This window comes from Chryseobacterium sp. Bi04, assembly GCF_918698085.1.
Lineage (GTDB): Bacteria > Bacteroidota > Bacteroidia > Flavobacteriales > Weeksellaceae > Chryseobacterium.
In genome coordinates this window covers 56,258-81,393 of sequence record NZ_CAKKLP010000005.1, presented here as the reverse complement: position 1 = coordinate 81,393, position 25,136 = coordinate 56,258, and the positions used below count along the sequence as shown (strand labels likewise).

General features: G+C 36.5%; 28 protein-coding genes. 22 read left to right on the top strand and 6 right to left on the bottom strand.

All coding sequences use genetic code 11. From position 1 onward, the window contains the following. Positions 1 to 97: 97 nt before the first annotated feature. The gene (locus tag LQV47_RS09955; RefSeq protein ID WP_230036416.1) at positions 98 to 1,285 is read left to right on the top strand and encodes a pseudouridine synthase; all 1,188 of its coding nucleotides are present in this window, start codon (positions 98 to 100) and stop codon (positions 1,283 to 1,285) included. A 165-nt stretch (positions 1,286 to 1,450) separates the two neighbouring features. Here the strand turns inward: LQV47_RS09955 and pncA are convergent, their stop codons facing one another. Further along, positions 1,451 to 2,056: a bifunctional nicotinamidase/pyrazinamidase gene (gene pncA / locus LQV47_RS09950; RefSeq protein ID WP_230036414.1), complete on the bottom strand. Its 606-nt coding sequence runs from the start codon at positions 2,054 to 2,056 to the stop codon at positions 1,451 to 1,453. A 215-nt stretch (positions 2,057 to 2,271) separates the two neighbouring features. Between pncA and LQV47_RS09945 the strand changes: the two genes are divergently transcribed. From LQV47_RS09945 to LQV47_RS09925, 5 genes are all read left to right on the top strand, one after another. Continuing rightward, positions 2,272 to 3,414: a DEAD/DEAH box helicase gene (locus tag LQV47_RS09945; protein WP_230036412.1), complete on the top strand. Its 1,143-nt coding sequence runs from the start codon at positions 2,272 to 2,274 to the stop codon at positions 3,412 to 3,414. Between the two features lie 207 nt (positions 3,415 to 3,621). Further along, a complete protein-coding gene (locus LQV47_RS09940; protein ID WP_230036410.1) occupies positions 3,622 to 4,158 on the top strand; it encodes a YfiT family bacillithiol transferase in 537 nt (178 codons plus the stop codon). Beyond that, positions 4,155 to 4,613, top strand: coding sequence for a DUF1569 domain-containing protein (locus LQV47_RS09935; protein ID WP_230036408.1), 459 nt, complete (start codon positions 4,155 to 4,157; stop codon positions 4,611 to 4,613). Before LQV47_RS09940 ends, LQV47_RS09935 begins: the two co-directional genes overlap by 4 nt. Next, positions 4,610 to 4,987 carry a bacillithiol system redox-active protein YtxJ gene (ytxJ, locus tag LQV47_RS09930; protein ID WP_230036406.1) on the top strand — a complete coding sequence of 126 codons (378 nt, stop codon included), beginning with the start codon at positions 4,610 to 4,612 and terminating at the stop codon, positions 4,985 to 4,987. Before LQV47_RS09935 ends, ytxJ begins: the two co-directional genes overlap by 4 nt. Next, entirely contained in the window at positions 4,987 to 5,583 is a 597-nt protein-coding gene (locus LQV47_RS09925; RefSeq protein ID WP_230036404.1) for a Crp/Fnr family transcriptional regulator, read from the top strand. Before ytxJ ends, LQV47_RS09925 begins: the two co-directional genes overlap by 1 nt. A 6-nt stretch (positions 5,584 to 5,589) precedes the next feature. Here LQV47_RS09925 and LQV47_RS09920 read toward each other — a convergent pair whose 3' ends face one another. After that, on the bottom strand, positions 5,590 to 7,002 hold the full coding sequence (locus LQV47_RS09920) for a PLP-dependent aminotransferase family protein (RefSeq protein WP_230036402.1): 1,413 nt from the start codon (positions 7,000 to 7,002) through the stop codon (positions 5,590 to 5,592). Between the two features lie 95 nt (positions 7,003 to 7,097). Between LQV47_RS09920 and LQV47_RS09915 the strand changes: the two genes are divergently transcribed. The 12 genes from LQV47_RS09915 to LQV47_RS09860 all read left to right on the top strand — a co-directional run bounded on the left by LQV47_RS09915 (position 7,098) and on the right by LQV47_RS09860 (position 17,588). Further along, entirely contained in the window at positions 7,098 to 7,982 is an 885-nt protein-coding gene (locus LQV47_RS09915) for a DMT family transporter (RefSeq protein ID WP_230036400.1), read from the top strand. Between the two features lie 97 nt (positions 7,983 to 8,079). Then, a complete protein-coding gene (locus LQV47_RS09910) occupies positions 8,080 to 8,283 on the top strand; it encodes a hypothetical protein (RefSeq protein ID WP_230036398.1) in 204 nt (67 codons plus the stop codon). Between the two features lie 272 nt (positions 8,284 to 8,555). Beyond that, the gene (locus tag LQV47_RS09905) at positions 8,556 to 9,152 is read left to right on the top strand and encodes a Crp/Fnr family transcriptional regulator (protein WP_230036396.1); all 597 of its coding nucleotides are present in this window, start codon (positions 8,556 to 8,558) and stop codon (positions 9,150 to 9,152) included. Between the two features lie 412 nt (positions 9,153 to 9,564). Further along, entirely contained in the window at positions 9,565 to 10,152 is a 588-nt protein-coding gene (locus LQV47_RS09900) for a ferritin-like domain-containing protein (RefSeq protein WP_230036394.1), read from the top strand. A gap of 66 nt (positions 10,153 to 10,218) precedes the next feature. Continuing rightward, a complete protein-coding gene (locus LQV47_RS09895) occupies positions 10,219 to 10,521 on the top strand; it encodes a hypothetical protein (protein WP_230036392.1) in 303 nt (100 codons plus the stop codon). A 13-nt stretch (positions 10,522 to 10,534) separates the two neighbouring features. Continuing rightward, positions 10,535 to 10,915: a hypothetical protein gene (locus LQV47_RS09890; protein WP_230036390.1), complete on the top strand. Its 381-nt coding sequence runs from the start codon at positions 10,535 to 10,537 to the stop codon at positions 10,913 to 10,915. 55 nt (positions 10,916 to 10,970) lie between these two features. Then, positions 10,971 to 13,112: a catalase gene (locus LQV47_RS09885; protein ID WP_230036388.1), complete on the top strand. Its 2,142-nt coding sequence runs from the start codon at positions 10,971 to 10,973 to the stop codon at positions 13,110 to 13,112. 96 nt (positions 13,113 to 13,208) lie between these two features. Beyond that, positions 13,209 to 13,709, top strand: a complete 501-nt coding sequence (locus tag LQV47_RS09880) for a nicotinamide-nucleotide amidohydrolase family protein (protein WP_230036386.1) — start codon at positions 13,209 to 13,211, stop codon at positions 13,707 to 13,709. 5 nt (positions 13,710 to 13,714) lie between these two features. Next, on the top strand, positions 13,715 to 14,512 hold the full coding sequence (locus tag LQV47_RS09875) for an SDR family oxidoreductase (protein WP_230036384.1): 798 nt from the start codon (positions 13,715 to 13,717) through the stop codon (positions 14,510 to 14,512). 10 nt (positions 14,513 to 14,522) lie between these two features. Then, on the top strand, positions 14,523 to 15,269 hold the full coding sequence (locus LQV47_RS09870; protein WP_230036382.1) for an SDR family oxidoreductase: 747 nt from the start codon (positions 14,523 to 14,525) through the stop codon (positions 15,267 to 15,269). 101 nt (positions 15,270 to 15,370) lie between these two features. Further along, positions 15,371 to 16,894 carry an FAD-dependent oxidoreductase gene (locus LQV47_RS09865; protein ID WP_230036380.1) on the top strand — a complete coding sequence of 508 codons (1,524 nt, stop codon included), beginning with the start codon at positions 15,371 to 15,373 and terminating at the stop codon, positions 16,892 to 16,894. 37 nt (positions 16,895 to 16,931) lie between these two features. Continuing rightward, positions 16,932 to 17,588, top strand: coding sequence for a DUF6766 family protein (locus LQV47_RS09860; RefSeq protein WP_230036378.1), 657 nt, complete (start codon positions 16,932 to 16,934; stop codon positions 17,586 to 17,588). Here LQV47_RS09860 and LQV47_RS09855 read toward each other — a convergent pair. Then, positions 17,570 to 18,373 carry an AraC family transcriptional regulator gene (locus LQV47_RS09855; protein WP_230036376.1) on the bottom strand — a complete coding sequence of 268 codons (804 nt, stop codon included), beginning with the start codon at positions 18,371 to 18,373 and terminating at the stop codon, positions 17,570 to 17,572. The two genes, LQV47_RS09860 and LQV47_RS09855, sit on opposite strands and share 19 nt — an antisense overlap. An 84-nt stretch (positions 18,374 to 18,457) precedes the next feature. Between LQV47_RS09855 and LQV47_RS09850 the strand changes: the two genes are divergently transcribed. Both LQV47_RS09850 and LQV47_RS09845 read left to right on the top strand, forming a co-directional pair. Further along, on the top strand, positions 18,458 to 19,594 hold the full coding sequence (locus tag LQV47_RS09850; protein WP_230036374.1) for an Atu1372/SO_1960 family protein: 1,137 nt from the start codon (positions 18,458 to 18,460) through the stop codon (positions 19,592 to 19,594). A 29-nt stretch (positions 19,595 to 19,623) separates the two neighbouring features. Continuing rightward, positions 19,624 to 19,719, top strand: coding sequence for a T9SS type A sorting domain-containing protein (locus LQV47_RS09845; protein WP_230036372.1), 96 nt, complete (start codon positions 19,624 to 19,626; stop codon positions 19,717 to 19,719). Positions 19,720 to 20,055: 336 nt separating this feature from the next. Here LQV47_RS09845 and LQV47_RS09840 read toward each other — a convergent pair whose 3' ends face one another. Continuing rightward, positions 20,056 to 21,495, bottom strand: a complete 1,440-nt coding sequence (locus tag LQV47_RS09840) for a PLP-dependent aminotransferase family protein (RefSeq protein ID WP_230036370.1) — start codon at positions 21,493 to 21,495, stop codon at positions 20,056 to 20,058. A 101-nt stretch (positions 21,496 to 21,596) separates the two neighbouring features. Between LQV47_RS09840 and LQV47_RS09835 the strand changes: the two genes are divergently transcribed. Together LQV47_RS09835 and LQV47_RS09830 are read left to right on the top strand one after the other, a co-directional pair. After that, positions 21,597 to 22,052 carry a cupin domain-containing protein gene (locus LQV47_RS09835; protein WP_115917919.1) on the top strand — a complete coding sequence of 152 codons (456 nt, stop codon included), beginning with the start codon at positions 21,597 to 21,599 and terminating at the stop codon, positions 22,050 to 22,052. Between the two features lie 39 nt (positions 22,053 to 22,091). Beyond that, complete coding sequence (locus LQV47_RS09830; RefSeq protein WP_230036368.1) at positions 22,092 to 22,982, top strand: dihydrodipicolinate synthase family protein; 891 nt, start codon at positions 22,092 to 22,094, stop codon at positions 22,980 to 22,982. Between the two features lie 170 nt (positions 22,983 to 23,152). Here LQV47_RS09830 and LQV47_RS09825 read toward each other — a convergent pair whose 3' ends face one another. Together LQV47_RS09825 and LQV47_RS09820 are read right to left on the bottom strand one after the other, a co-directional pair. After that, positions 23,153 to 23,662: a pyridoxamine 5'-phosphate oxidase family protein gene (locus tag LQV47_RS09825; protein ID WP_230036366.1), complete on the bottom strand. Its 510-nt coding sequence runs from the start codon at positions 23,660 to 23,662 to the stop codon at positions 23,153 to 23,155. Between the two features lie 546 nt (positions 23,663 to 24,208). Next, positions 24,209 to 24,934, bottom strand: coding sequence for an IS5 family transposase (locus LQV47_RS09820; RefSeq protein ID WP_230036364.1), 726 nt, complete (start codon positions 24,932 to 24,934; stop codon positions 24,209 to 24,211). Positions 24,935 to 25,136 lie beyond the last annotated feature (202 nt).

Genomic DNA, 25,136 nt, shown 5'->3' with positions numbered 1-25,136 from the left:
AAATTTTTGTAAAGTTAAAAAGTAAACTATATTGCAAAGTTATGATTCTTAATTTTTAACTCGTAACTAAATTACTATCTTTGCAGAAATTTTTAGAATGAGCAGAGATAACAATAATTCAGACAGACCAAAAAGACCAAGAGTTTCAACACGAAAAAGCTCTGATGATTCTCGTGCTTCTAGATCTGGAAATTCCTCAGGATCAAAACCTTTTAAGAAATCTTTCTCTAAAGACGGAGATAAGAGAGGTCCGGAACATAAAGGGTCCAATTCAAAATTTGATAAAAAACCTTTCAAGAAAAATACAGAAAGCTTTGAAGGCTCAGGTGATGAGAATAGCTCAAAATCCGAGAAAAGAGCTTACATTACTAATAAAAGCGAGAGCTTTGAAAGAAAATCTTTTGGAAAATCTGCCCCTAAAAGAGGAAGCAGAAGTTTTGATGCAAGAGATAAGTATGAAAGAGGCAGTTTAAAGTATGGAAGAAGGCCATCTGGTGGTGATGAAAGAAATGAAGACCGAGCAAAATCTTTTGTACAGAAGAGAAGACTGAATAAAATTGAAAAAGACGTCCATAAAGACAGCATCCGTCTTAATAAATATATTGCTAATTCCGGAATATGCAGCAGGAGAGAGGCTGATGAACTGATCACTCAAGGATTGGTGGAAGTGAACGGAAAGGTAGTAACGGAAATGGGATATCAGGTAGAGAAAACCGACAGAGTAGTTTTTGACGGACAAAACATTACTCCTGAAAAACCTGTATATGTACTTTTGAATAAACCTAAAGGCTATATTTCTACTACGAAAGATGATAAAGCAAGAAAAACTGTAATGGATCTTGTAGCTAATGCATCGCCTTACAGAGTTTTTCCGGTGGGAAGATTGGACCGTTCAACAACCGGGGTTATTTTGTTGACTAATGACGGACACATGACTAAAAAATTGACGCATCCATCTTTTGATGCTAAAAAGATTTATCATGTAACACTTGATAAGAAATTAACAGGTGAAGATTTACGTCTTATTGCAGAAGGAATCCGTCTTGATGAAGGGATAGCCGTTGTGGACCAAATTTCATATATTGAAGGTAAGCCGAAAAATGAAATCGGAATTGAAATTCATATTGGATGGAACCGTGTGATCAGAAGAATATTCCAAAGGTTAGGATATGAAGTAGAGGCTCTGGACAGAGTAATGTTTGCAGGATTAACGAAAAAGAATATCAAGAGAGGACACTGGAGAATTCTTACAGAACTGGAAGTAAATAACCTTAAAATGCTTTAAATGATAAATAATAAGCGCTCATGCTTGAGATTTATTTATTAATTGTAATTTAAGTTTTACATAAAAAGCGCAGAATTTTTTCTGCGCTTTTCTTATTGAATCAGGTAATGAATTCTACTATTTAAACATGCCTAAAACTCATAACCTATAAATCACAACTCCTCACTATCCCAATACGGTTACCCCTTTCTGGATCATTTCATAAATGGCATCTTTACCGTTATCCGGTTTTACATTTACAGCACGGGTTCCGTTGAAGTGTAAGCAGGTAACATATCCATTGGCAACGGCATCCAGGCTGGTGAATTTCACACAATAGTCCATGGCCAGTCCAACGATTTCTACCAGTTGGATATCATGATATTTCAAGAAATCATCCAACCCGGTTTTCATAAAATGATTGTTATCCTGAAAGCCGCTGTAACTGTCTATTTCAATATTTTTTCCCTTTTGTATGATATGAGTTACTTTGTCTCTGTTCAGGTCTTTATGGAACTCTGCTCCGAAAGTTCCCTGGATACAGTGATCCGGCCACATAAACTGGGGAACACCATTTAAAATGATACTTTCTCCAACCTTTCTATTGTTGCTGCTTGCAAAACTTTTATGGCCTACAGGATGCCAGTCCTGTGTCAAAACAATCTGGTCATATTCATTTTCTTCCATCAAAAGGTTGATATAAGGAATAATTTCTCCAGATCCAGGTACTGCAAGTGATCCGCCTTCACAAAAATCATTCTGTACGTCGACTATTATTAGCGCTTTTTTCATATTTAGATTTCTCGAATTTTTGATAAATTTACAAAACTAAGAGGCAAAAATTTATCCAAAATAGAATTATCGGACAAATAGGCAAAATATTTTTTTTATACTGATAGAATGGAGCGGTAAAAATTTGGAATCATTAAACTTTATCTCCGGGGTATTCTGTTTGAAGGCGTAAACCAAATTTCAATAGCTTATCTTTGCAGTAAATAAGTATTTTTATGTCATTTGAGTCTTTAGGATTATCACACAATATTATTCGTTCTGTTAACAAACTGGGGTATTTAAAACCGTTTCCCATTCAGGAGCAGGCTGTTCCTGTTATTTTACAAGGTAAAGATCTGATGGGAATTGCACAGACAGGTTCCGGGAAAACAGCTTGTTTTGTAATGCCAATTTTAGAAAAATTGCAGAATGCAGAAGTAAAAAAAGACCGTAATGTTCAGGTTTTAATACTGGTTCCTACGCGTGAATTAGCTATTCAGATTGATGAAGTTTTCAGAGCTTTTACAGAAAACCTGAAACGGGAAATCCGTACAATGGCTGTGTATGGTGGTGTTTCTATCAATCCACAGATGAAAGGAATGTTTGGAGTGGAAGTCCTGATTGCAACTCCGGGACGTTTATTAGACTTAATTGATCATAATGCATTGAGTATTTCGGGTATTCAGCATTTGGTGATTGATGAAGCAGACAAAATGTTTCAGCTGGGTTTTGGAGAAGAAATGAATAAACTTTTCGCTCTGATGCCTGTAGTAAAGCAGACCATTTTGTTCTCAGCGACTTTAAATGACAAGGTTTCTGAAATGAAAGAACGTTTGTCAATTAATCCTATTCTAATTGAAATAAAAAAAGAGGAAGTTGAAATTGATCATATTGAGCAACTGGCCTATCATGTTTCTCCGGAAAATAAAGGTCCTTTTTTGCGGTATTTAATTAAAGAAAAGAAAGTGGAAAAAGCTTTGATTTTTGTTTCCTCTACAAGATCTGCTGATAATTTAGTTGAAAAGCTTAAAAAAAATAAAATTAAAGCGGTGGCTGTTCACAGTCAGAAGTCACAAGGTGCCCGTAGAAATAATTTAGAGGAATTTAAAGTAAACGGCGCCCAGATTTTAGTGGCTACAGATTTAATTGGCCGTGGGATTCATATTGAGTCTCTGCCTTGTGTGATCAATTATGAGTTGCCACGTTCGCCTTTAGATTACATTCATCGTATTGGTAGGACAGGCCGTGCCAATGAAAAAGGAACAGCTATTACTATTCTGACGGATGATGAGCTTCAGCATTTCAGAGTAATTCAAAAGAAAATGGGTAAAAAAGTAACCCTACAACGAACAGAAGGTATTGATCTGCATGGTTATTAGTACATCAATTAAATAAAATGGGCTTCAATTTTAGAATTGAAGCTTTTTTATTCACTGAAAGTATCTTTGTAATACGTACAATTAATGCTTTTTTCATATTTAGATTTCTCTATTTTTGATAAATTTACAAACCTAACAGATAGAAATTAGTCCAGAACCGGACAGTCAGACAAATAAGCAATATTTAAAAAATTAAAACTATGAATAATGAGTGATTTAGAGAATAAGAAATTTCCAATAGGGCAGTTTGAAGTTCCCGAAAACATTTGTGATACAACTTTGGATACTTATATCAAAGTGATTAAAGATTTTCCTGGCAGGCTGAAAAACCTTATCGAAGACTTTACAGATGATCAGTTGGATACTCCGTACAGAGAAGGAGGCTGGACGGTAAGGCAGCTTGTAAATCATCTTTCAGACAGTCATATGAATAGTTTTATCCGGTTTAAACTGGCACTAACAGAAGATAATCCAACCATTAAACCTTATAATGAGGCTCAGTGGGCAGAGCTTCAGGACAGCTTTCATATGCCTGTAAAACCGGCAATGAGAATGTTGAAAGGAACTCATCAAAGATGGGTTGTTCTTCTTAAAAGTCTTACCAATAAACAGTTTGAGAGAACTTTTCATCATCCGGAGCATCATAGAAATTATGACCTAAGAAGCAGCCTTGCCCTGTATGCCTGGCATTGTAATCATCATTTTGCTCATATAGAAAATCTGAAGAAAGAAAAAGGCTGGTGAAAAAAAGCTTTAATAATCCCCTTTATTTTGAGGAAATTATAGAAAGGATTTCCAAATTATCCGAAAATTCCCCTGCAAAATGGGGAAAAATGAATGTGTGTCAAATGTTCAGGCACTGCGATCTGGTTCTTCAGGTAGCTTTAAAAAGAGTTGAGCTTCCGCGCATTAATCCTTTTTTCAGGGTAATTGGGATCGTTACTAAAATAGAAATGTATGTTTTCAATAATGGAATTCCCAGAAACATGCCTACTTTTCAAAAACTAATCGTTAATTTTGAGTGTGATTTTGATGAATCAAAAACCAATCTGCTGAAGACGCTGGAGGAATTCCGGAAGGCCTGTACAAATAAAGAGCTGCCGGACTATCACAGACTATTTGGCAACATGACTGAAAAAGACTGGAAATTTTTAGAATATAAACATCTTGATCATCATTTAAAACAATTTAATGTATGAGTTTTTTTGATAAAATATTCGGTGGAAAAAGCGAAACCCCTGATCAAAAATCTTTCTGGAAAAAGATAGAATCTGCAGAAGATCTGGCGAAAGCCATTGAGCGTTCTCACCACCATAAAATAGCTGTATTCAAACATTCAACAGGCTGCTTTATCAGCAGGACTGTTTTGAAGAATTTTGAAAAGGAAGTTGAAAATTCAGATCCGAAAGTAGACTTATACTACCTGGATCTGTTAGCTCACAGAGATCTTTCAAATAAAATTGCGAAAGATCTTGAGGTAAGACATGAAAGCCCACAGTTAATTGTTATAGAGAACGGAAAGTCCGTTAAAAGTGCTTCGCACGAGGATATTTCTTTAAGCCAGATTATATAATGAAGAATATTAATAATTATTTAGCCAAAGTATTAAACGTTCCTCTTCAGAACGTAAACACCTGCAGTCTGCATTATGAAGCAAAGAAAATTCCTAAGAATCAGTTTCTCCTTCAGTATGGTGAAATATGCAGGCATATATTCTTTGTGGAAAAAGGACTTATTAAAATGTATTCCATTGATAAAAACGGAAAGGAACATATTATACAGTTCGCCCCTGAAAGTTGGTTGATCTCTGACCGGAGCAGTTTATATTTCAATGAAAAATCCAATTATTATATAGAAGCAGTGGAAGATTCGGAAATACTGTTTTTGCATCCCGATTTCTTCAATAAGCTGGTAGAGCAATTTCCGAACAGTATTGAAAGAAGTGATTTTTTATTACAGAAGCATATCCGAAGTTTACAGAACAGGATCAATTCTTTACTGGGTGAAACAGCAGAAGAAAGATACATGAAATTCATCAAAATGTATCCGGATTTACTGCTGAGGGTCCCTCAATGGATGATCGCTTCTTATCTGGGAATTACCCCTGAGAGTTTAAGCCGTGTAAGAAAAGAACTGGCGAGAAAAAATTTTGTTCCGGATAATAAATAACAGGTATTAAATTTTTTTTGCAAGATTTCCGACCTGCCTGAGTTTGGCCTGGGTTTCTTCTGACCATGGAAGACCTATACACAGTCTCATACAGTTTTCAAACTGCTCCTGAAAGGTAAACATCCTGCCGGGAGCAATACTTATGTTCTGTTTGATGGCGAGATCATACAGTTCTGTAGTGCGGATTTTCTTATCAAATTCTACCCATAGAGACAATCCTCCCTGTGGACGGCTTGTTTTGGTGCCTTCGGGAAAAGATTCTGCAATGGTCTGCACATAATTCTGGTAATTAGTCTGCAGTGTTTTGCGAAGCTGCTGAAGATGTTTTTCATACCTTCCGGATTTCAGGAAATTGGCTACGGCTTCATTGACAATAGAGATGGAAGAGGTAGAGTGCAGAAGTTTAAGCTTAAGTATTTTATCTTTATATCTTCCGGGAGCAATCCACCCCACACGATAGCCCGGAGCCAATGTTTTGGAAATAGAGCTGCAGTAGAGAACATTTCCGTCTTTATCAAAAGATTTACAGCATTTTGGTCGGGAAGCCCCAAAATAAAGATCTCCATACACGTCATCTTCAATGAGTGGAATATTGTTTTCTGACAGAATTCTTACGACTTCTTTTTTGTTTTCATCAGGCATACAGCTTCCCAGAGGAGAATTAAAGTTGGGAATTAACAGGCACAGATCAATTTTGGGAATGAGTTTTTTTAAGGCTTCAATTTCTATTCCTGTTGTAGGGTGAGTGGGAAGTTCCAGCACTTTTAACCCTAATCCGTTGGCTAATTGCAAAATCCCGGGATAACAAGGACTTTCAATGGCAATAGTATCCCCGGGTTTTCCCAAGGCCATGAGACAGAATGATAACGCATTCATTCCACCGTTTGTGGTAATAAGATCTTTTTCATTAAGGTTTCCGCCCCATTGTAAAGAGCGTATAGCAATCATCCTTCTGAGTTTAAGATTTCCCTGAAGTTCCTCGTATTCTGTTCCTCCGTCTTTTAATTCCCGTGTTGCATTAATGATTTCCTTTTTCAGTTTCGCCTGGGGAAGAAGTCCTCCGGATGGAATACCGATCGAAAAGAAGGTAAGATCTTTCCTTCCCATATTTTCATATACTTTACTGATCAGCTCATCCGGTTCATCATTATTAGCCATTAAAGAAGGGCGGCTTACTTCAGGTAAAGGGAGTTTTACAGATAGCAGCTGACTGACAAAATAACCGGATTGAGGCTTGGATTCAACCAGTGACTGTGATTCAAGTTCCAGGAAAACCCTTTTTGCAGTATTCATGCTTACCTGATGTTCACTGCATAGCATTCTTACGGAAGGAAGCTTGTCTCCAGCTTTTAAAACACCATTCCTGATTTGATTGGCTATACCGTCTGCAATTTCTGTATATAAAAATTCTCTGCTCATTTTTTTAAACTGTGTTCATGCAAATATACAAAACTGAGACTGTGTTTATTGAATTTACCTTTCTAATTTTGAACCATCAATTAAAACGTATTATAATGATGACAGATACAATTTCAAAAGACCAGGCAGTAAGTGGCTGGATTAATGGTTTTATAGGAGTTTTGCTTTTCAGTGGCTCTATGCCCGGAACCAAACTTGCAGTAATGGAGATGGATCCTATATTTGTAACTATTGCCCGTGCGGTTATTGCAGGAATTCTGGCTCTTTCGGTTCTGCTTATTTATAAAGAAAAACGCCCTGCCAAAAATCAGATCTTTTCCCTTGTGTTGGTGGCAATAGGTTGTGTAATAGGATTTCCGCTGCTTTCTTCGTTGGCATTGCAATATCTTACTTCTGCACATTCTATTGTATTTTTAGGAATGCTGCCCATGGCTACGGCTATTTTTGGAGTATTCCGTGGCGGAGAAAGACCGCATCCTATATTTTGGTTCTTTTCAGTGGTTGGCAGTCTCTTGGTAATCGGCTATGCTTTTTCTCAGGGCATTTCAGCCTCCCCAATTGGAGATATTCTAATGCTTCTGGCGGTTATTTTATGTGGAATGGGTTATGCTGAAGGAGCTAAACTTTCCAAAACCCTGGGCGGATGGCAGGTTATTTCATGGGCATTGGTATTATCCTTACCAATAATGATTCCTTTATTTTTCTTCTATTTACCAAATAATCTTGAAACGGTAAGTTTTAAAGGCTGGTTTGGATTGGGGTATATTTCTTTGTTCAGCATGTTTATCGGCTTTATATTTTGGTATAAAGGGCTGGCGCAGGGTGGTATTACCTCTGTAGGGCAGCTTCAGCTACTTCAGCCTTTTTTTGGACTTGCTCTGGCAGCCTATCTTCTTCATGAGCAGGTGAGCATAGGAATGCTGGGAGTTACTGTTGGGGTCATTTTATGTGTAGTTGGGACTAAGAAATTTGCGAAATAATTAAAAATAAATGATTATGACCTAAATCATAAAAAATTATTTCATAATAATCTACTTTTGTAAATACACACCATCTAATATTATTATTATGAAATTTATGATGTCACTAATGCTCATCGGATTCCTCATGAGCTGCAAAAAAGAAACCCGGACAGAAACTACAGTTACAGATACTGTAAGTGTAGATACTACAACGAATATTGCACCTATGCCATCTGATACTGTACGTGCAGATACTGTTATTTCGCCAAATAATAAGGATACTGCTAAAACAATACAGAATAAAACTATTAAAAAATAGCAGTATTTACATACCCTAACAAAACCCGTTTCATCAATGGAACGGGTTGTGAAATTTATCTCCACTTGTTAATTTTTAAAATAAATTGCTTCAAATTTTTATAAATCACACTAATTTATACAATATGAATTTAATAAAAATTAATATCATTTTAACGTAATTTAACAATTTTAACAAGTGATAAGGTTTAATATTTGTATCTATAAAGGTAACTTTCCAATGAATATTTTACTTAGATAAATTTTAAAATTAACATTTTAAAAAAGAGTATTATGGTTATTGACGAAAATATTTTGTACTCAGCAGGTGCAGAAATCAAAAATTATAATCCTTCTGAAAATTTATTTATTCAGGGAGATATACCCAATTATTATTATCAGATTATTAAGGGTAAAGTAAAGCTTAATAATTATAATGAAGACGGGAAAGAGTTTATACAAAATCTCCTATATGAAGGACAAAGCTGCGGAGAATCCATACTTTTTATAAACAAACCTTACCCGATGAATGCTGAAGCCATTACAGAATGTAGTGTTTTAAAACTTCATAAATCAATATTTTTCAATTTATTGACCCAGTCTCCGGACTTATGCATGGAAGTGAATAATTTCCTTTCCCAGCGTCTGTATTATAAATTTATTATGATGCAGAATATTTCATCTCAAAATCCTTCTATAAGACTTAAGGGGCTTATGGATTATCTTAAAAGCTCCCAAAATGATGAAAGGCCGTACTCATTTACCGTTCCATTAACGAGACAGCAGATGGCTAGTCTTACCGGTTTATGTGTAGAGACAGCTATAAGAACTATTAAACACATGGAAAGGGAAAAAATAGTTAAAATTCAAAACCGTAAAATTTTATATTAATATTTGCAACATGACTCAAGTCATAAAAAAGTGAGTTATTCTATTGTACATTTGAAATATAGCGTTTCAGTACAATTCTCAAAACCCCAGGAACAAAGCATATGCTTTTATGTTCAAGTGAAATTATCACGAGTCCGTTGCCGTCTGATACTAGTGAATGAAGCAATGCATCACTTAATAGTAATTATATAAAATTCAGTTATGGACACTAGAAGTGTAAGAAAAAATATAACGTAAGGATACTCATCTGAAAACCTTTTGCCAAAATAGGCAGACAGGCATCTCACGGAGGTGGAAGGTCTTAAAAAAAACGGGATTCGGAGGCAGACATAATTCATAATTCTTTTTCCAAGATTGCCTCTTTGATTTGATGAAGAGGCAATCTTTTCAACACTAAACACCACTTTATATCATGGCAAATAAAATATTAAAACCTACTGATCCTGAACCGATAGCAAAAAAGACTATCGTAAAAAATGGCAGTATAATAACTGAGGAGATGAAGAATTCACCCCTTCACCAATTTTTTGTAAATGCTCTTAAGGATATTTATTATGCTGAAAATACTATCCTTGAAGCATTAGATAAAATGCAGGAAGCCGCTACAGCCGAAGAGCTTAAAGAAGCTTTTGAGGATCACCATCTTCAAACCCAAAAGCATGTAAAACGTCTGGAAAAAGTATTTCAGCTTATTGAGGAAAAGCCTGAAAAGAAAGAATGTAAGGCTATAAAAGGGATTATTGAAGAAGGTGAAGAAGTAATCAAAACAACCGAAGAGGGTACTGCAACAAGAGATGCTGCATTAATTATTGCTGCACAAAAGGTAGAGCATTATGAAATTGCTACCTATGGAGGGCTTGCTCAGCTTGCCATTACTATGGGACATGATAAGGCCGCAGATCTGCTTGAAAGAACCCTTCAGGAAGAGGAAGATACTGATTATCAGCTTACAGAAATTGCAGAAACATCCATCAATTTTGATGCTGAACAAGAAGATTAAGCTGCTATATAATAAGCCATATAGCTTGTTTTACAGGGCTTATTTTAACCACGAACACTTACCATTATGGACTGTCAGAAAATAATAAAAACGCTGAAGCACAAAGATTTTGTAAAAGTCACCAACAAAGGTAAATGGTTTGAGAATGGAGCAGCTGTCTACGCAAAAGAGATCAAAGAGAATATCTTTTTGTTATTTATAATCCTGAAAGATATAGATATTGAAAATATTCAGGCATTAATCGCCCATTTCGACTGTTTCAACAGTATAGGGCTGAAAGAACCGGAACAGATCATGTTTTATCTTTCCATTAAGGATAAGGATGACCTCCATTATTTTGAGCAATATTTAAAAGCTTCTAACAACTAATAACTCTTTACATATGATATTTGAAAATGATGTTTTAAAATATTCCGAACTGAATAATAAAAATAATGCCCTGGAAAATGAGTCATTATTTCCGGTTGTTATTAATTCTTACGGAGTTACCGCTTTTCTGATTAAGTCTCTGGAAAAGATTAAAAAAAATGCTAAATGTGAGATCCTGAAAAAAGTAATTGACAATTATATACAGGAATATTTACTTCATATCCGTGAATTTCATAATCAAAGTACACTGGATACTTCAGCTCTGGATTCTGAGATCAGAATTGAAACCCCATCCTTCACTTTATATGCAAAAACAGCCTATTATAAAGTAGTAAAGGAGGAAGAGTATATCAACAGGATTCTCAATATGTTTGAGAGTGACAATACAGAATGATTGTACCAAAATAGCTATTAAAGTACCTTAAAACCTATCATCAACCATAAATCCTATGAATATGAATACCAATGAACAAAACAATAAAAAAGCAGAACAACTGGACGTACACAGTACTTCTAATGCAAACGAAAAGCTTACTACAAATCAGGGTTTAAAGATCAATAACAATCAGGATTCTTTAAAAGCGGGAGAAAGGGGACCTTCTTTATTGGAAGATTTTATTCTGAGAGAAAAAATTACCCATTTTGATCATGAAAGAATTCCCGAGAGAGTGGTTCATGCACGAGGTTCAGGAGCACATGGCGTTTTTAAACTTACTAAAAGTCTGGCAGCCTATACAAAGGCCGGTTTTTTATCTGAAGTAGGAAAGGAAACGCCAGTTTTTGTGAGGTTTTCAACGGTTGCCGGAAGCAAAGGCAGTACTGACCTGGCAAGAGATGTACGGGGTTTTGCGATAAAATTTTATACTGAAGAGGGTAATTATGATATGGTGTGCAATAACATGCCTGTATTCTTTATTCAGGATGCGATTAAGTTTCCGGATCTTGTTCATGCTGTAAAACCTGAGCCAGACAATGAGATTCCTCAAGCGGCTTCTGCTCATGATACCTTCTGGGATTTTATTTCGCTGATGCCCGAAAGTATGCATATGATCATGTGGCTGATGAGTGACCGTGCTATTCCCAGAAGTCTTAGAATGATGGAAGGCTTTGGCGTACATTCTTTCAAATTCATCAATAAAGAAGGGAAAGTACACTTTGTAAAGTTTCATTTTAAACCAAAACTGGGAGTGCATTCCGTAGCCTGGGATGAAGCTCAGAAAATCTCCGGAGTTGATTCTGACTTTCATAAAAGAGACCTTTGGGAAGCCATTGAAAACGGAGACTATCCGGAGTGGGACCTGGGAGTACAGCTGATTCCTGAAGATAAAGAAGACCAGTTTGATTTTGACCTTCTGGATCCCACGAAAATTGTTCCTGAAGAAGAAGTTCCTGTAGAAATTGTAGGAACGCTGACACTGAACAGAAATCCGGAGAATTTTTTTGCGGAGACAGAGCAGGTGGCTTTCCATCCAGGCCATATTATTCCGGGAATAGATTTTAGTAACGACCCTCTTCTGCAGGGCAGGTTATTTTCATATACAGATACCCAATTATCCCGATTAGGATCTCCGAATTTTCATGAAATTCCGATTAACAGATCTGTGAATACTGTTCATAACAATCAGAGGGACGGACATATGAGACAGCAGATTGTTAAAGGAAAAAGTAGTTATGATCCCAATTCTATTGGCAGCGGATGCCCTTTCCAGGCTATGATGTCTGAAGGTGGTTTTACCTCTCACGGGGAAAGGATATCAGGCTCAAAAATCAGGGAAAGAAGTAAAAGTTTTGTAGATCATTATTCTCAGGCAAAATTATTCTATAACAGCCAGTCGAATCCTGAAAAAACTCACCTTCAAAATGCACTGATCTTTGAACTGTCAAAAGTAACAATTCCGGAAGTCAGGGAAAGACTGGTGGGACAGCTTGCTTATATCGATATGTTTTTGGCACAGAAAGTAGCTGAAAAATTAGGTGTTGAGGTTAAAAAACTTGAATGGCCCAATCAAAGCCTACCCGCAGACAGCAATATTGTAGAGCTACAGAGTGAGGAAAAAGAACCGAGAACAAAAATATCGGAAGCACTTAGTATGGAAAATACGGTCAAAAATACTATTAAAAGCAGAAAAATAGGCTTTATACTGGCTAACGGTGCAGATAGTGGAGCAGTAGATAACCTTAAAACCCAACTGGAGGAAAAAGGAGCAAAAGTGGAGCTGATAGCACCAAGTTTGGCCAAAGTAATAACTAATGATGGGAAAGAACTGACTCCTAAACATTCTTTTACTAGCACTGCAAGTGTTTGTTTTGATGCCCTTTTTATCTGCTCCGGCGAGGATTCTGCAAAAGAACTGATGACAGCAGTAAACAAACATCTTGTCCTGCATTTCATCAATGAAGCCTATAAGCACTGTAAGGCAATTTATTTCGGATCAGGTACAGACCTGGTGTATCACAATTCTAATGTTGCTGCGAAGCAACACCAGGATCCGGGAATCATTACCGGAGAAGATGATTCTCCGGCAGAAAATTTCATAAATGCTATTGCCAAACACAGAGTCTGGAATCTGGAAATAGAGAGAAACTCTTAATCATAAAAACCTTTCACACCACACATCATCTATCTAAAGCTGCTGAATGTAAAGACAGCAGCTTTTTAAACCTTCAATCATTCAAAATATAATGCTATGGAATTTCAGAAAAGTCTTCTTGAATATATAAGCCAGTCTCTGATAACCACAGATGAAACCATTTCAATTGCGGAAAGTGTTACATCAGGATGTTTACAATTAGCTTTTTCACAGATGCCGAATGCTTCTCTGTCTTACAAAGGAGGAATAACAGCCTATACCTTACCGGAGAAAGTGAGATTATTGAAAGTAAACAGACAGGAAGCTGAAGAATGTGACTGCGTTTCAGAAAATATTGCTGAAACAATGGCATTAAACGTTGCCAGTCTATTTGAATCCGACTGGTCTATTGCTACCACAGGTTATTGTACTCCGATCCGTAATTCTTCATATAAAATTTTTGCCTACTTCTCATTCTCATACAAAGGAGAAATCATTCTTACCAAAAAATTGGAACTGCATCCTAAAACACAGGCCCTCAATGCACAGCTGTATTACACGGAATTTATTCTGGGATGCTTTAAAAGTGAAATCAACAGGCTTTTAATTTTAAAATAGAACCTATGGAACATAAGAATCAATATGTACTGATCACAGGGGGTACCAGTGGAATAGGGTATGAACTGGCGAAGCAGTTTGCTAAGAATAAATATGACCTTGTTATCGTTGCCAGAAACCATGAAGAGTTGAAAAAAAGAGCGGATGAGTTTAAAGGGTATGGAGTAAACGTCATTACGATATCGAAGAATTTATTTCTTCACGAAGAAGTTTATTCTCTTTATTCGGAATTAAAATTAAACGGAATAAGCCCTGAAATTTTAATTAATGATGCAGGGCAAGGTGTTTATGGTAAATTTCAGGAAACCGATATCCATCGGGAAATTGACATTGTCAATTTAAATATTGTTTCCATTATCATATTAACCAAATTATTTTTAAAGGACCGGTTACCGCTGGGATCAGGAAAAATTTTGAATCTGGCTTCTGTAGCCAGTAAGGTGCCGGGTCCCTGGCATTCGGTATATCATGGTACCAAAGCATTTGTCTTATCATGGTCTGAAGCAATTCGTGAGGAACTTAAAGATTCTGGGATCACTGTAACAACACTTTTACCAGGTCCTACAAATACGGATTTCTTTAATAAAGCCGGAATGAATAGGAGTAAAATTGCTGAAGATAAAGATCATTTTGCTTCTCCTGAAGAAGTAGCGATTGACGGATATAATGCTTTGATGAATGGGGATGGCAAAATTGTATCAGGATTGAAAAATAAATTATCTGTAGCTATGGCCAATCTCTCTACAGACAGTATGGCTGCTCACAGAATGGCTGAAATGCAGAAACCTGCAGATAACAAATAAAAAGATAAAGATGGGAAAGCTAGAAAACAAATCCGTTCTGATCACTGGTGCTGATAGTGGTATAGGCAAAGCGGTGGCTCTTCTTTTTGCATCGGAAGGGGCAGATATTGCCATTATCTTTCATTCCAATGACAGGGATGCTGAAAATACTAAAAAGGAGATCAGAAACCTGGGCCGGAGATGCTCCATTTTTCAGGGGGATATCAATGACTATGATTTCTGTGAGGAAGTGACACAGAAAATAATTTCTACATTCGGTAAAATTGATATACTGATTAATAATGCAGGTGTGCAGTTTCCTTCTGACAATATTGAAGAACTGGAAGAAAAAAATATCAGAAAGACATTTGACTCCAATATCGTTGGAATGATTTTATTAACAAAAATTGTTTTTCCTTACCTGAAAGAAGGAAGCTGTATTATCAATACAACATCTGCTGCAGCCTATCAGGGACATCCTGAGCTATTGGATTATTCTGCAACCAAAGGCGCTATTGTTTCTTTTACACGATCTCTGGCCTTGCAGGCAAAGCCAAAAGGAATACGGATCAATGCTGTAGCTCCGGGACCTGTGGCTACACCGCTTACCAAGAAAACTTTTGATGAAAAAGAGGAGAATCCTGATCAGCCGCCTTTGGAAAGAAACGCTACTCCTGAAGAGATAGCCACCAGCTTTCTTTTTTTAGCAAGTGACGATGCAGTACAGATTACAGGGCAGGTTCTTCACCCTAACGGAGGAATGATTGTCAATGGATAAATGTGATACAGTCAATTGATTATAAAAGAAATCAATATGGATATTACATTATTTTCAAAACCTGATACCATGAAATATGTTTAACTTTAAATATTCTGATCATGTATAGAGACGGAGCAAGAAAAAGTATATGGCAGGAGGAAATCAGAAAATTTTCTACCGGAGCTGATCTTTACCAGCTATTTGACGTTGCCATCATAGGAGGAGGAATTACCGGGGTATCCACTGCTTTAAAATTACAGGAATCCGGAAAGAATTGTATTATTCTGGAAGCTGCTAATATCGGATTTGGAACAACAGGAGGAACAACAGCCCATTTAAATGATTTCTTTGATACAACCTTTGCTCAGGTTATTGAAGATTTTGGGCTGGACTATGCCCAACAATATGCTGAATCCGGCAAAGATGCAATCAGCATTATTGAGAATAACATTGAGAAGTATAGCATCAGTTGTGATTTTACCAGAAAGTCTGCCTATCTTTTTGCATTGGATGAAAAACAGGAGAAACAGCTGAGGACCATTGTAGAAGGTGCCGCTAAAGTAGGACATGAAATGTCTTATGTGAATGAAATTCCTTTCCCCATACCATTTAAGGAAGCTGTACTAATTCCCGGACAGGGTCATTTTCATCCTGTAAAATATATCAAAGGGCTTTGTGATGCTTTTATAGAAATGGGAGGTTCAATTCAGGAGAACTGTGTTTGTGAAAGCCATGATGAGCAGGAAAATTATGTCATCTTAAAAACTTCAGAGGGAGAAATAAAAGCAAAAAATGTTATCTATGCCACACACATTCCGCCAGGAATCAATCTCCTTCATTTTACCAATGCTCCTTACCGAAGCTACGTAATGGCTTTTACCCTTAAGGATAATAAATATCCTTGGGAAATGGGTTATGATCTCAATGATCCATATCATTATTACAGAATTCAGGAAATTGATGGTGAAAATGTACTGATTGCCGGAGGTGAAGATCATAAAACAGGGCATGCTGAAGATACAGGAATATGTTTTTCAAATCTTGAGAACTATGTCCGTCAGTATTTTAATGTCGAAACAGTATTTTGTAGCTGGTCCAGTCAGTATTATGAACCTGTTGACGGGCTGCCTTATATTGGAAAGCTTCCGGGCAGTAAAGAAAAGATATTTGTGGCTACCGGTTTCAGGGGTAACGGAATGATCTTTGGAACACTTTCTTCACAGATTTTGCATGACTTAATTGTTACAGGAGCCAATAAATATCAGGATATATTCAATCCATTAAGAATAAAGCCAATTGCGGGATTTTCAGACTTTGTCAAAGAAAATGCAACGGTTGCATTTGATTTTATAAAGGATAAGATTTTCATAGAGAAAATTGATTCTTATTCAGAAATCAAAGAGGGAGAAGCAAAAGTGATCCGTTATGAATCTGAATCTTATGCACTTTACAAAGAAACCGGCGGCATATTACATCTTTTGAAAAGTACGTGCCCGCATGCAGCGTGTGAAGTACGCTGGAACAGTGCAGAATTGAGTTGGGACTGCCCTTGTCATGGATCAAGATTTAATGTTAACGGAAAGATGCTGACGGGTCCCACTACAAAGAATCTGCAGAAAATATTTCCTTTTCAAAAACAGTAAAGAGTAGATCTTTTTTATCATTTTAAATTAAGAAAATATGTCTCGATCAAGTTTCTTTTATCGTAACAGCCTGAGTATTGTTTTGATAGCTTTAATGTTATGCTCTCTTCTCGGTCAGTTTTTTACGGGATGGAGCGTTGAAAATAAAGAATTGGCTGAAAATGGGCAAAAAGCTTTGACACTCACTCAATATATATACAGCGGTCATTTTATACAGGCAACTTTCGAAAACTGGGAAAGTGAATTTCTGCAGATGATGTTATATGTTTTGTTAACAATATCCCTGAGACAGAAAGGTTCCAGTGAATCAAAATCAATGGAGGGAAAGGAAGATGTGGACCGAGAGCCCATCGTACATCCCAAAGCTCCATGGCCTGTTAAAAAAGGAGGGATATGGCTGAAAATTTACAAACATTCTTTGTCATTGGCTTTTGGGATTTTGTTCCTTGCCAGCTTTATACTGCACTTCTATGGAAGCTTAAAAGATTTTAATAATGAGCAGATTATGAATGATAAACCTCCGGTAAGCACAAGCCAGTATCTCACAGAATCCCGGTTTTGGTTTGAATCTTTTCAAAACTGGCAAAGCGAATTTTTAGCTGTTGCCTCTTTAGTGATCCTGTCTATTTGGTTTCGTGAAAAAGGGTCTCCGGAATCTAAGCCTGTAGATATGCCCTATGATGAAACCCCCTGATTTTTATTCAGTTTAGGCTTTACTTTCATTACCGCAAAGTAAGAGGTGGTAAATGCAGAAAGACTTTGATAACCTACTTTATAGGCCACTTCACTCAACGTAAACTGTCTGGTATCTATAAGTTCAATACTTTTAAGAATCCTTGTCAGCTGAAGGTATTTCTGTAATGTTATTCCAGTTTCATTTTTAAAGATTCTCTGCAGGCTTCTTACTGACATCTGTGCTTTTTCTGCCAAAGCGTCAATATCCAGATTGTATTTAAAATGAGAATTGATTTCATTACAAACAGGGATTAGTCTGGTATCCATTGGAACGGGAATTTCCAACCCATTGCTCTCCCTGCAGAAATTGGGAAGACTTTTTAAAATAGCTTTGAAAAAAATGTCCTGTTCTTCATTTTCTACTAATAACTGGTTCCATTTGGAGGCATAGAGGAGCATTTCTTTGAGAACGGGAGGAACTGCAAATACCTGAACATGCTGGTAAAATTCATCCTCAAAAACAGATTTAAATAAAAACAGCATCAGGTTAACCGTTTTTGCTTCGGAAGTTATTTTGTGTGCTTTTCCGGAAGGAACCCAGATCACATGATACTGAGGAACAAGATAGATTTTCCGGTCAATATGAAAATACTGATAGCCTTCCTCTACAAAAGTAAGCTGGGCACGGCTATGTACATGTTCATATTCATCATGCTTCCAGTTTTTTTCACACCATACATAAGCTTCTTTTTCGATGGTATCTACAAACTGGCTTTCTGTTTTTTCAATCAGTCCACATTTCATATTGACGTTTTGTATATATTTTTTGGCAAATTTAATAAAAACGACAATACTAAATTTGTATCATAAACTTATATCTTATTCAGAATGAAAAAAATATGTTCTTTTTTTATTTTAATTTTACTATTTAACACCGTCAACATCATGGCACAGAATAAAGCTAAAGTATTGGTTCTCATCCATTCGGATAATGGGGGAACTTACGAGCTGGCTAAGGAAATAGCTAAAGGAATTGAAAGTGAAAACAATGCAGTTCCCTATATTAAACTGGTGAAAGCCTCTCAAAACCCGATTTTAAAAAATATACCGGTAGCAACAGTAGATGAGCTTAGTGCTTATGACGGAATTGCTTTTGGTTCTCCTGTTTATTTTGGAAACATAAGCACCGGAATGAGTGAATTTTTATCTAAAACCGTTCAGCTCTGGACCAGCCATGCTTTGGAAGGAGTTCCAGCAACTGTTTTTATGTCCGCAGGAAGTGGTGCCGGAAAAGAGCTTGCCCTTCAGGCATTCTGGAACAGTCTTGCCGTACATGGAATGATTTTGGTCTCCAACGGAATCCGTGGTACCGAAGAACTTAACAAAGCAATCCCACAGGGAAATACAGTCTTAGGAGTAACCAGTATGGCTTCTTTAAAAGATGTGGAAAGACCTACAAAAGGGGAGCGCCATCTGGCAGAGCTGCAAGGGCAAAATTTTGCAAAAGTAGCTTTGGCGTTGAAAGATACCCATTCAAAAAAAGGTATGCCTGTTGTTGAAAACCACCAGGATTTCAATGAAATTTTAAAACAAAAAAATATTGTTCTTCCTCAGGTTCCCAAACCTGCCGGAAATTATCAGCCATTCGTACGTTCCGGAAACCTTGTATTTATCAATCAGGTGGCTTTAAAAGACGGAAAAATAGTTAATCCCGGGAAACTGGGTGTTGAGGTGAACGAACAGCAGGTAAAAGAGGCTACCAAAGTTACCATGCTTAACGTACTGTCTGTCCTGAGAGAAGCTGTAGGAGGAGATTTAAGCAGGGTGAAACAGTGTGTTCAGCTTACGGGAATCTTTAATACGAAAGATGATTATACCAAACATGCTGACCTGATGAATATTGCTTCGGATCTTAGTGTTGAGGTTTTTGGAGAAAAAGGAAAACATGCCAGAGGTACATTGGGAGCTTCCTCTATTCCAGTAAACTCTTCCGTTGAAATTCAGGCTATTTTTGAAGTAGAATAACCACTTGTGATGAACAAATCTTCGGTTCTATGGAAAACCTTATTTCTATTGATGTCGAAGGGCTTCCTAAAGGGACTTATTTTTATAAAATAGGGGCGCTCAATGCTAAATTTATCAAAAACTAAATATAAAAATCCCGTTTTAAGCGGGATTTTATTTTTTACGGGTATATGTTTGTCATACCGTAGGAATTCAAGCGTAGTAGGTTAGGATTTTTTTGTAACCACAAATCGAAGATTCGACATAGTCAAAAGTTACAAAATTTTTTAAACACTTAAATTATTAAAGTTTCCAGCTTTGCGCATATAAAGTACACTAAAGTTTTAAAAAGATCTTGATTTTCATCTTAAATGCACTTACTTATGCGCTATTATTTTAAACTTGCTAAAATGTTCTAATGTGTTTTAAATATTTGAAATGTTGAGATTCATATAGACTGATGTAGGATAGCATTCTACGTATCATGTTTTTTGAGAAAGCGAGGTCAGGATCTCCGAAATAATCTGTATACTTTGCTCCAATTGCTCTTCTGTAAGCGTACCATAGCTCAATCTAAAGCCATTGACGTCATTTTGACTGTATTGCTTAGGATGAATAATTCTGATATTTTTTTCAAGCAATAAAGTGGTGGCCAAATCCCAGTTCAACGTTGTTTTAGGGACAATCCAAAATGCCAGGCCGCCTTCAGGCAATGTAAAGTCGGCAACTTCAGTCATGTACTTTTTCAAAATCCTAAACGTAAAATCTCTTTTATTTTTATAATGAACGGTTGCTTTTTTAATGTGTTTTTTTACGGCTCCTTCTTTGATGAGCTGAAGCACTGCCTGTTCCATGATCACATCTCCATGAACATCGATAATCTTTCTAAGATCACCAATTTTTTGTAATAAATCCTGATTTTTAGTCGCCAGATAGCCAATCCTTAATGCCGGCGCTACGACTTTACTTAATGTTCCGATATATACATACTGCCGGAGTTCCGGGAAGCTTGAAATAGGCAGGATGGGGCGGTAGCCAAAATGAAATTCATTGTCATAATCATCTTCAATGATCGTAATGTCATATTGATTAGAGAGTTCTATTAACCTTAGTCTTCTGGATAAACTTAAAGTAACCGTGGTGGGATATTGCCTATGGGGCGTAATATAGATCGCTTTTATATTTTTATGTTGAACCAAGAGTTTCTCAATAGTTTCAACATTAATTCCTTCCTTATCTACAGATACGGGTAATAACGTGGCTCCTGAATATTCAAAAGCCCGCCATGCAGGGTTGTAGCCCGGATCTTCTACAATCACATGGTCACCTGAGATAAAAAGACTCTGAGCCGTTAAAAACATGGCCATCTGACTGCCTCTGGTAATGGATATTTCATGGTCATGGATCTGCATTCCACGCTGATGGTTCAGCATTTTGGCAATCATATTCCGGAACTCTATATCTCCGTGTTCATCTCCATATCCCATCATCTGCCATTTGGCCTTTATACTGAATATCTGTCTGTATGCTCTGGCTAATTCCGTTACAGGAGCAATTTTACTGTCCGGATGACCGTCATCAAAATTAATAAGTATGCCTCCTGACTTCATGGGCTGATCCTGATTATCGGTGCTTTTATTTATCCTTTTATGATGTAAAGCAGGCAGTTGATCCGATACAAAAATTCCTTTTCTTTCTTTGGAAATAACCCATTCTTCATTAATCAGCACCTGATAAGCTTCTACCACAGTATTTCTGTTTATTTTTAAGGTTGTAGCCAAGTTCCTGCTGCCGGGAAGAGCATCTCCGGGTTTCAGCCGTCCTGAGCGTATATCAGTTATAATACTATCTGCAATCTGCAGATATACTGCTTTATCAAGCTTTCTGTCAATTTCAAACTCTAATTTCCAAGGTCGTAGCATCTGGACTATCTGTTTATGTAAAAACTGAATCATTTAAACAGTCCAAATATAGAATAATTTTGTCATGCAATAAAGCACAAAACCATTATAATTTTAAAATCATGAACAAAAAAGAATTCAGTTCTAAAGATTTTCACGAAACATTTGCAAGACCAAAATATGCAAAGCCAAGCCATTTAATCCATAAAAATGTAGAAAATGCAGGTGAACACAATCAGTTTTCAACCGAAAGAAAACATCCTGTTTTTTTTGTTGATCTTCCCAGTAAGAATGTGAGTATGACTATTGGAGGGTTATTACCCGGTCAACAGACCAACAGACACCGTCATACTTACGAAACGGTATTGTATGTGATTGAAGGAAAGGGATGGACAGAAGTGGAAGATGAAAGAGTACATTGGGAGGCCGGAGATGCTGTTTATATTCCTTCATGGGCATGGCATAAACATCAGAATCTAAGCGACACAGAACCGGCTAAATATATTGCCTGTGAAAATGCACCCCAACTACAGAATTTAGGAGTTGCATTAAGAGAGGAAGAGGGTAGAGACCTGTAACTGTATCATCAACCATTATTAATTTTAAATAAAATAAATATGAAAAATGTTCCGTTTAAAGGGATCATCGCTTATCCGATTACTCCTTTTGATGACCATGAAAAAGTGAATGTTCCTCTTTTTAAGCACTTGGTAGAAAGACTGATTACATCCGGAAGCCACGGAGTTGCTCCTTTAGGAAGTACAGGTGTAATGCCTTATTTATCTGATGAGGAAAAGGAAGCAATTACGGAAGCTACTATAGAACAGGTAAAAGGAAGAGTTCCTACGCTGGTAGGAGTATCCAATCTTACTACAGAAAAAACAATTCACCATGCCCGGTTTGCAGAGAAGGCCGGAGCAGATGCGGTGATGATTATTCCCATGAGTTACTGGAAACTTACCGATGATGAAATTGTAGCTCATTATGATGCTGTAGCCAAGAAAATCTCTATTCCGATTATGGCTTATAATAATCCGGCAACCAGTGGAGTAGATATGTCTCCGGCTCTTTTGAAAAGATTGCTTGAAATTCCTAATGTGACCATGATCAAGGAAAGTTCAGGGGACATTCAGAGAATGCATTATTTAAGAAGGGAACTAGGGGAAGATGTAGCCTTTTACAATGGTTCAAATCCTTTGGCATTGGCTGCCTTTTCTGCGGGTGCCAGAGGTTGGTGTACTGCCGCGCCTAATCTTATTCCTGAATTGAATGTCAGTTTGTATAATGCTGTTGAAGAAGGAAATTTAGGAAAAGCTAAAGATATTTTCTATCAGCAGTTTGATCTTCTTAGATTTATTGTCAGTAAAGGCTTACCAAGAGCGGTTAAGGCCGGACTCAGTATTCTGGGTGAAGAAGGGGGCAATCTGAGAAGCCCTTTACAACCTTTAACAGAAAATGAGTCTGAAGAATTGAAAAAGATTCTTTCGGAGCTAAAAAATCAGAATTGATAGTTATTCATTCTTTTCATACCGGATAAACCGGGTTCAAATAATTTGTATCATTTGTAAGCCAATTCCCACAGATTCCACCGATTTTTCTGCTCTGTGAAATTCGTGAGATCTGTGGGAATTTTAATTTAAGATGCTTCGGACTTATATTTTCCGGCTTTTATATACAATTATATAACTGCATTTCCTTCTACACCGTCAGAATTATCTGTTTTGTTTCCTGTAATCGCTGAGCTTACAAATTTAAAAAGACTGACAAGCTTGCCTGCTTTTGTATCCCAATAATAAGTTTCCTTAGGCTCTACACGAATGATGGTAACGTTCGGGTCATCTTTTCCGTCAAACCATGCTTTTGCCAAAGGAGACCATTTGTCTTCAATGGTTGCCTTGTCTTTGTAAACAGAAGCCTCCCCGTAAACAGAAAGATATTGAGTATCGCTGTTATTCATGAAAAATAACTGTACTCTGCGGTCTTCTTTTATTTCAAAATTTTTATTACTGGTTCCACTGCTGATAAACCACAGATTACCGCTGTCATCCGTTTCCTGAAGTGTCATTGGCCGTGAATTGACAGGAATGGTATCCAATTCTGTACAGAACATACATATTTTTGCATTTTCCGACAGTTCCTTGATCTTTTTGATTGCTTCGAGATGGGTAAGATTTTGTGTTGACATCATATTATATTTTAGTGATTGGTTGATTGTTAAAAAGAAAATTCTTTTACAGAATTATCATGAATAATATTCAGTAAAACATTCAAATACCTGACCAAACCTAAATGAAATGTGGTATCATAGGTTAAAAATATATTTTTAGTAAGAGCCTGTTTAAATTTTATTCAGGAATTCTTATATATTTTGTTATCAGTTGTATTTTGTTGACAAGACTCAATAGTCAGTTTGAAATTATTTTTTGATTAAAAAGATTAATACAAAGCTTATGAATAATTCCGCTTTATTTTAAGCGGGCAAAGTGATGCGGCTTCGTCACTGATGAAGATATATGCTTATCCATACGCTTCGACGAATCAACGAAGTTGATTCTACCCTTTGCTCTCTGAAAATATGGATAATGAGCTACAGCTTTGCATTAGAAACACCTCATCAGTACATTATCTTTTTAATCAAAAAAATCCTTAAAGAATGTGATTTGGATAAAGATTTGAATGGTATACAAAAAATCAAATTTAGAAATTTAAACAGGCAAGTATATGAAGAACTTGTCTAAAGTTTCCTGATTAGAATAAGGCAAAAAGCAATGATGTGAATACATTTCCAATGTAAAGCTCTAGTTTCAAACCGCATTAATAAGGCTTTGAATCCGTCTAACCATGCATTCATACGCTCAATAACAAACCTTCTTGTGTATAATTTTTCATCAAAAATAACATTCCTGTCAGCGATATTTCCATTTCTTTTATTAAAGGCAATATTGGGCACTAACTCCTTTTTTGTACAAAATTTTCTAAAGTGCTCACTGTCGAAGCCTGCATCTGCATTGATAAACAAATAATCAGTCTTTATGGATGATCTTTTGAGACTGGATAAAATTTCATCTACATGATTTTCAATTTCAAAAAGGTCATTGTGGTTCCCATCAATAGCTTGGCTACATCCCAATGGAATACCTTGATTATCACATAAGAACAACATATTGGTGGTTTTGCACCTTTTTCGACCTTGGTAGCCAACTCTTTCTCCACCTTGCTTTGCCGGGGTATGAGAACCATCAAGCTGAACACAGGATAAATCCAAATACGTTTTGTATTTCTCAAAAAGACCCTCCTTTAACCGTTCCCAATTCCCGTTTCTGCACCATTTTCTGAAATGATAATATACACTTTTCCAGGAATAAGTCGAATGGAAAAATTGCTTTATTGGAAGTTCTCGCCATTGGCACCCTGTCTTTAAACGATACAAAATTGCACTTACAACCGCTTCTAATGGCACTTTACAATTATTTTTTGAGTGCCCTAAATCCAAATAAGAGCTAAACTCTTTTTTATTATATCTTTGTCTAACACAACTTTTTTGAAAGAATGATACAACTTTTTAGGAAATATCATTCTTTCTTTTACTTTAGACAAGTTCGAAATTAATATGATGAATTGTTGCATGATAAAAGTGTCTTTTTTTATACATTTTGGCTGAA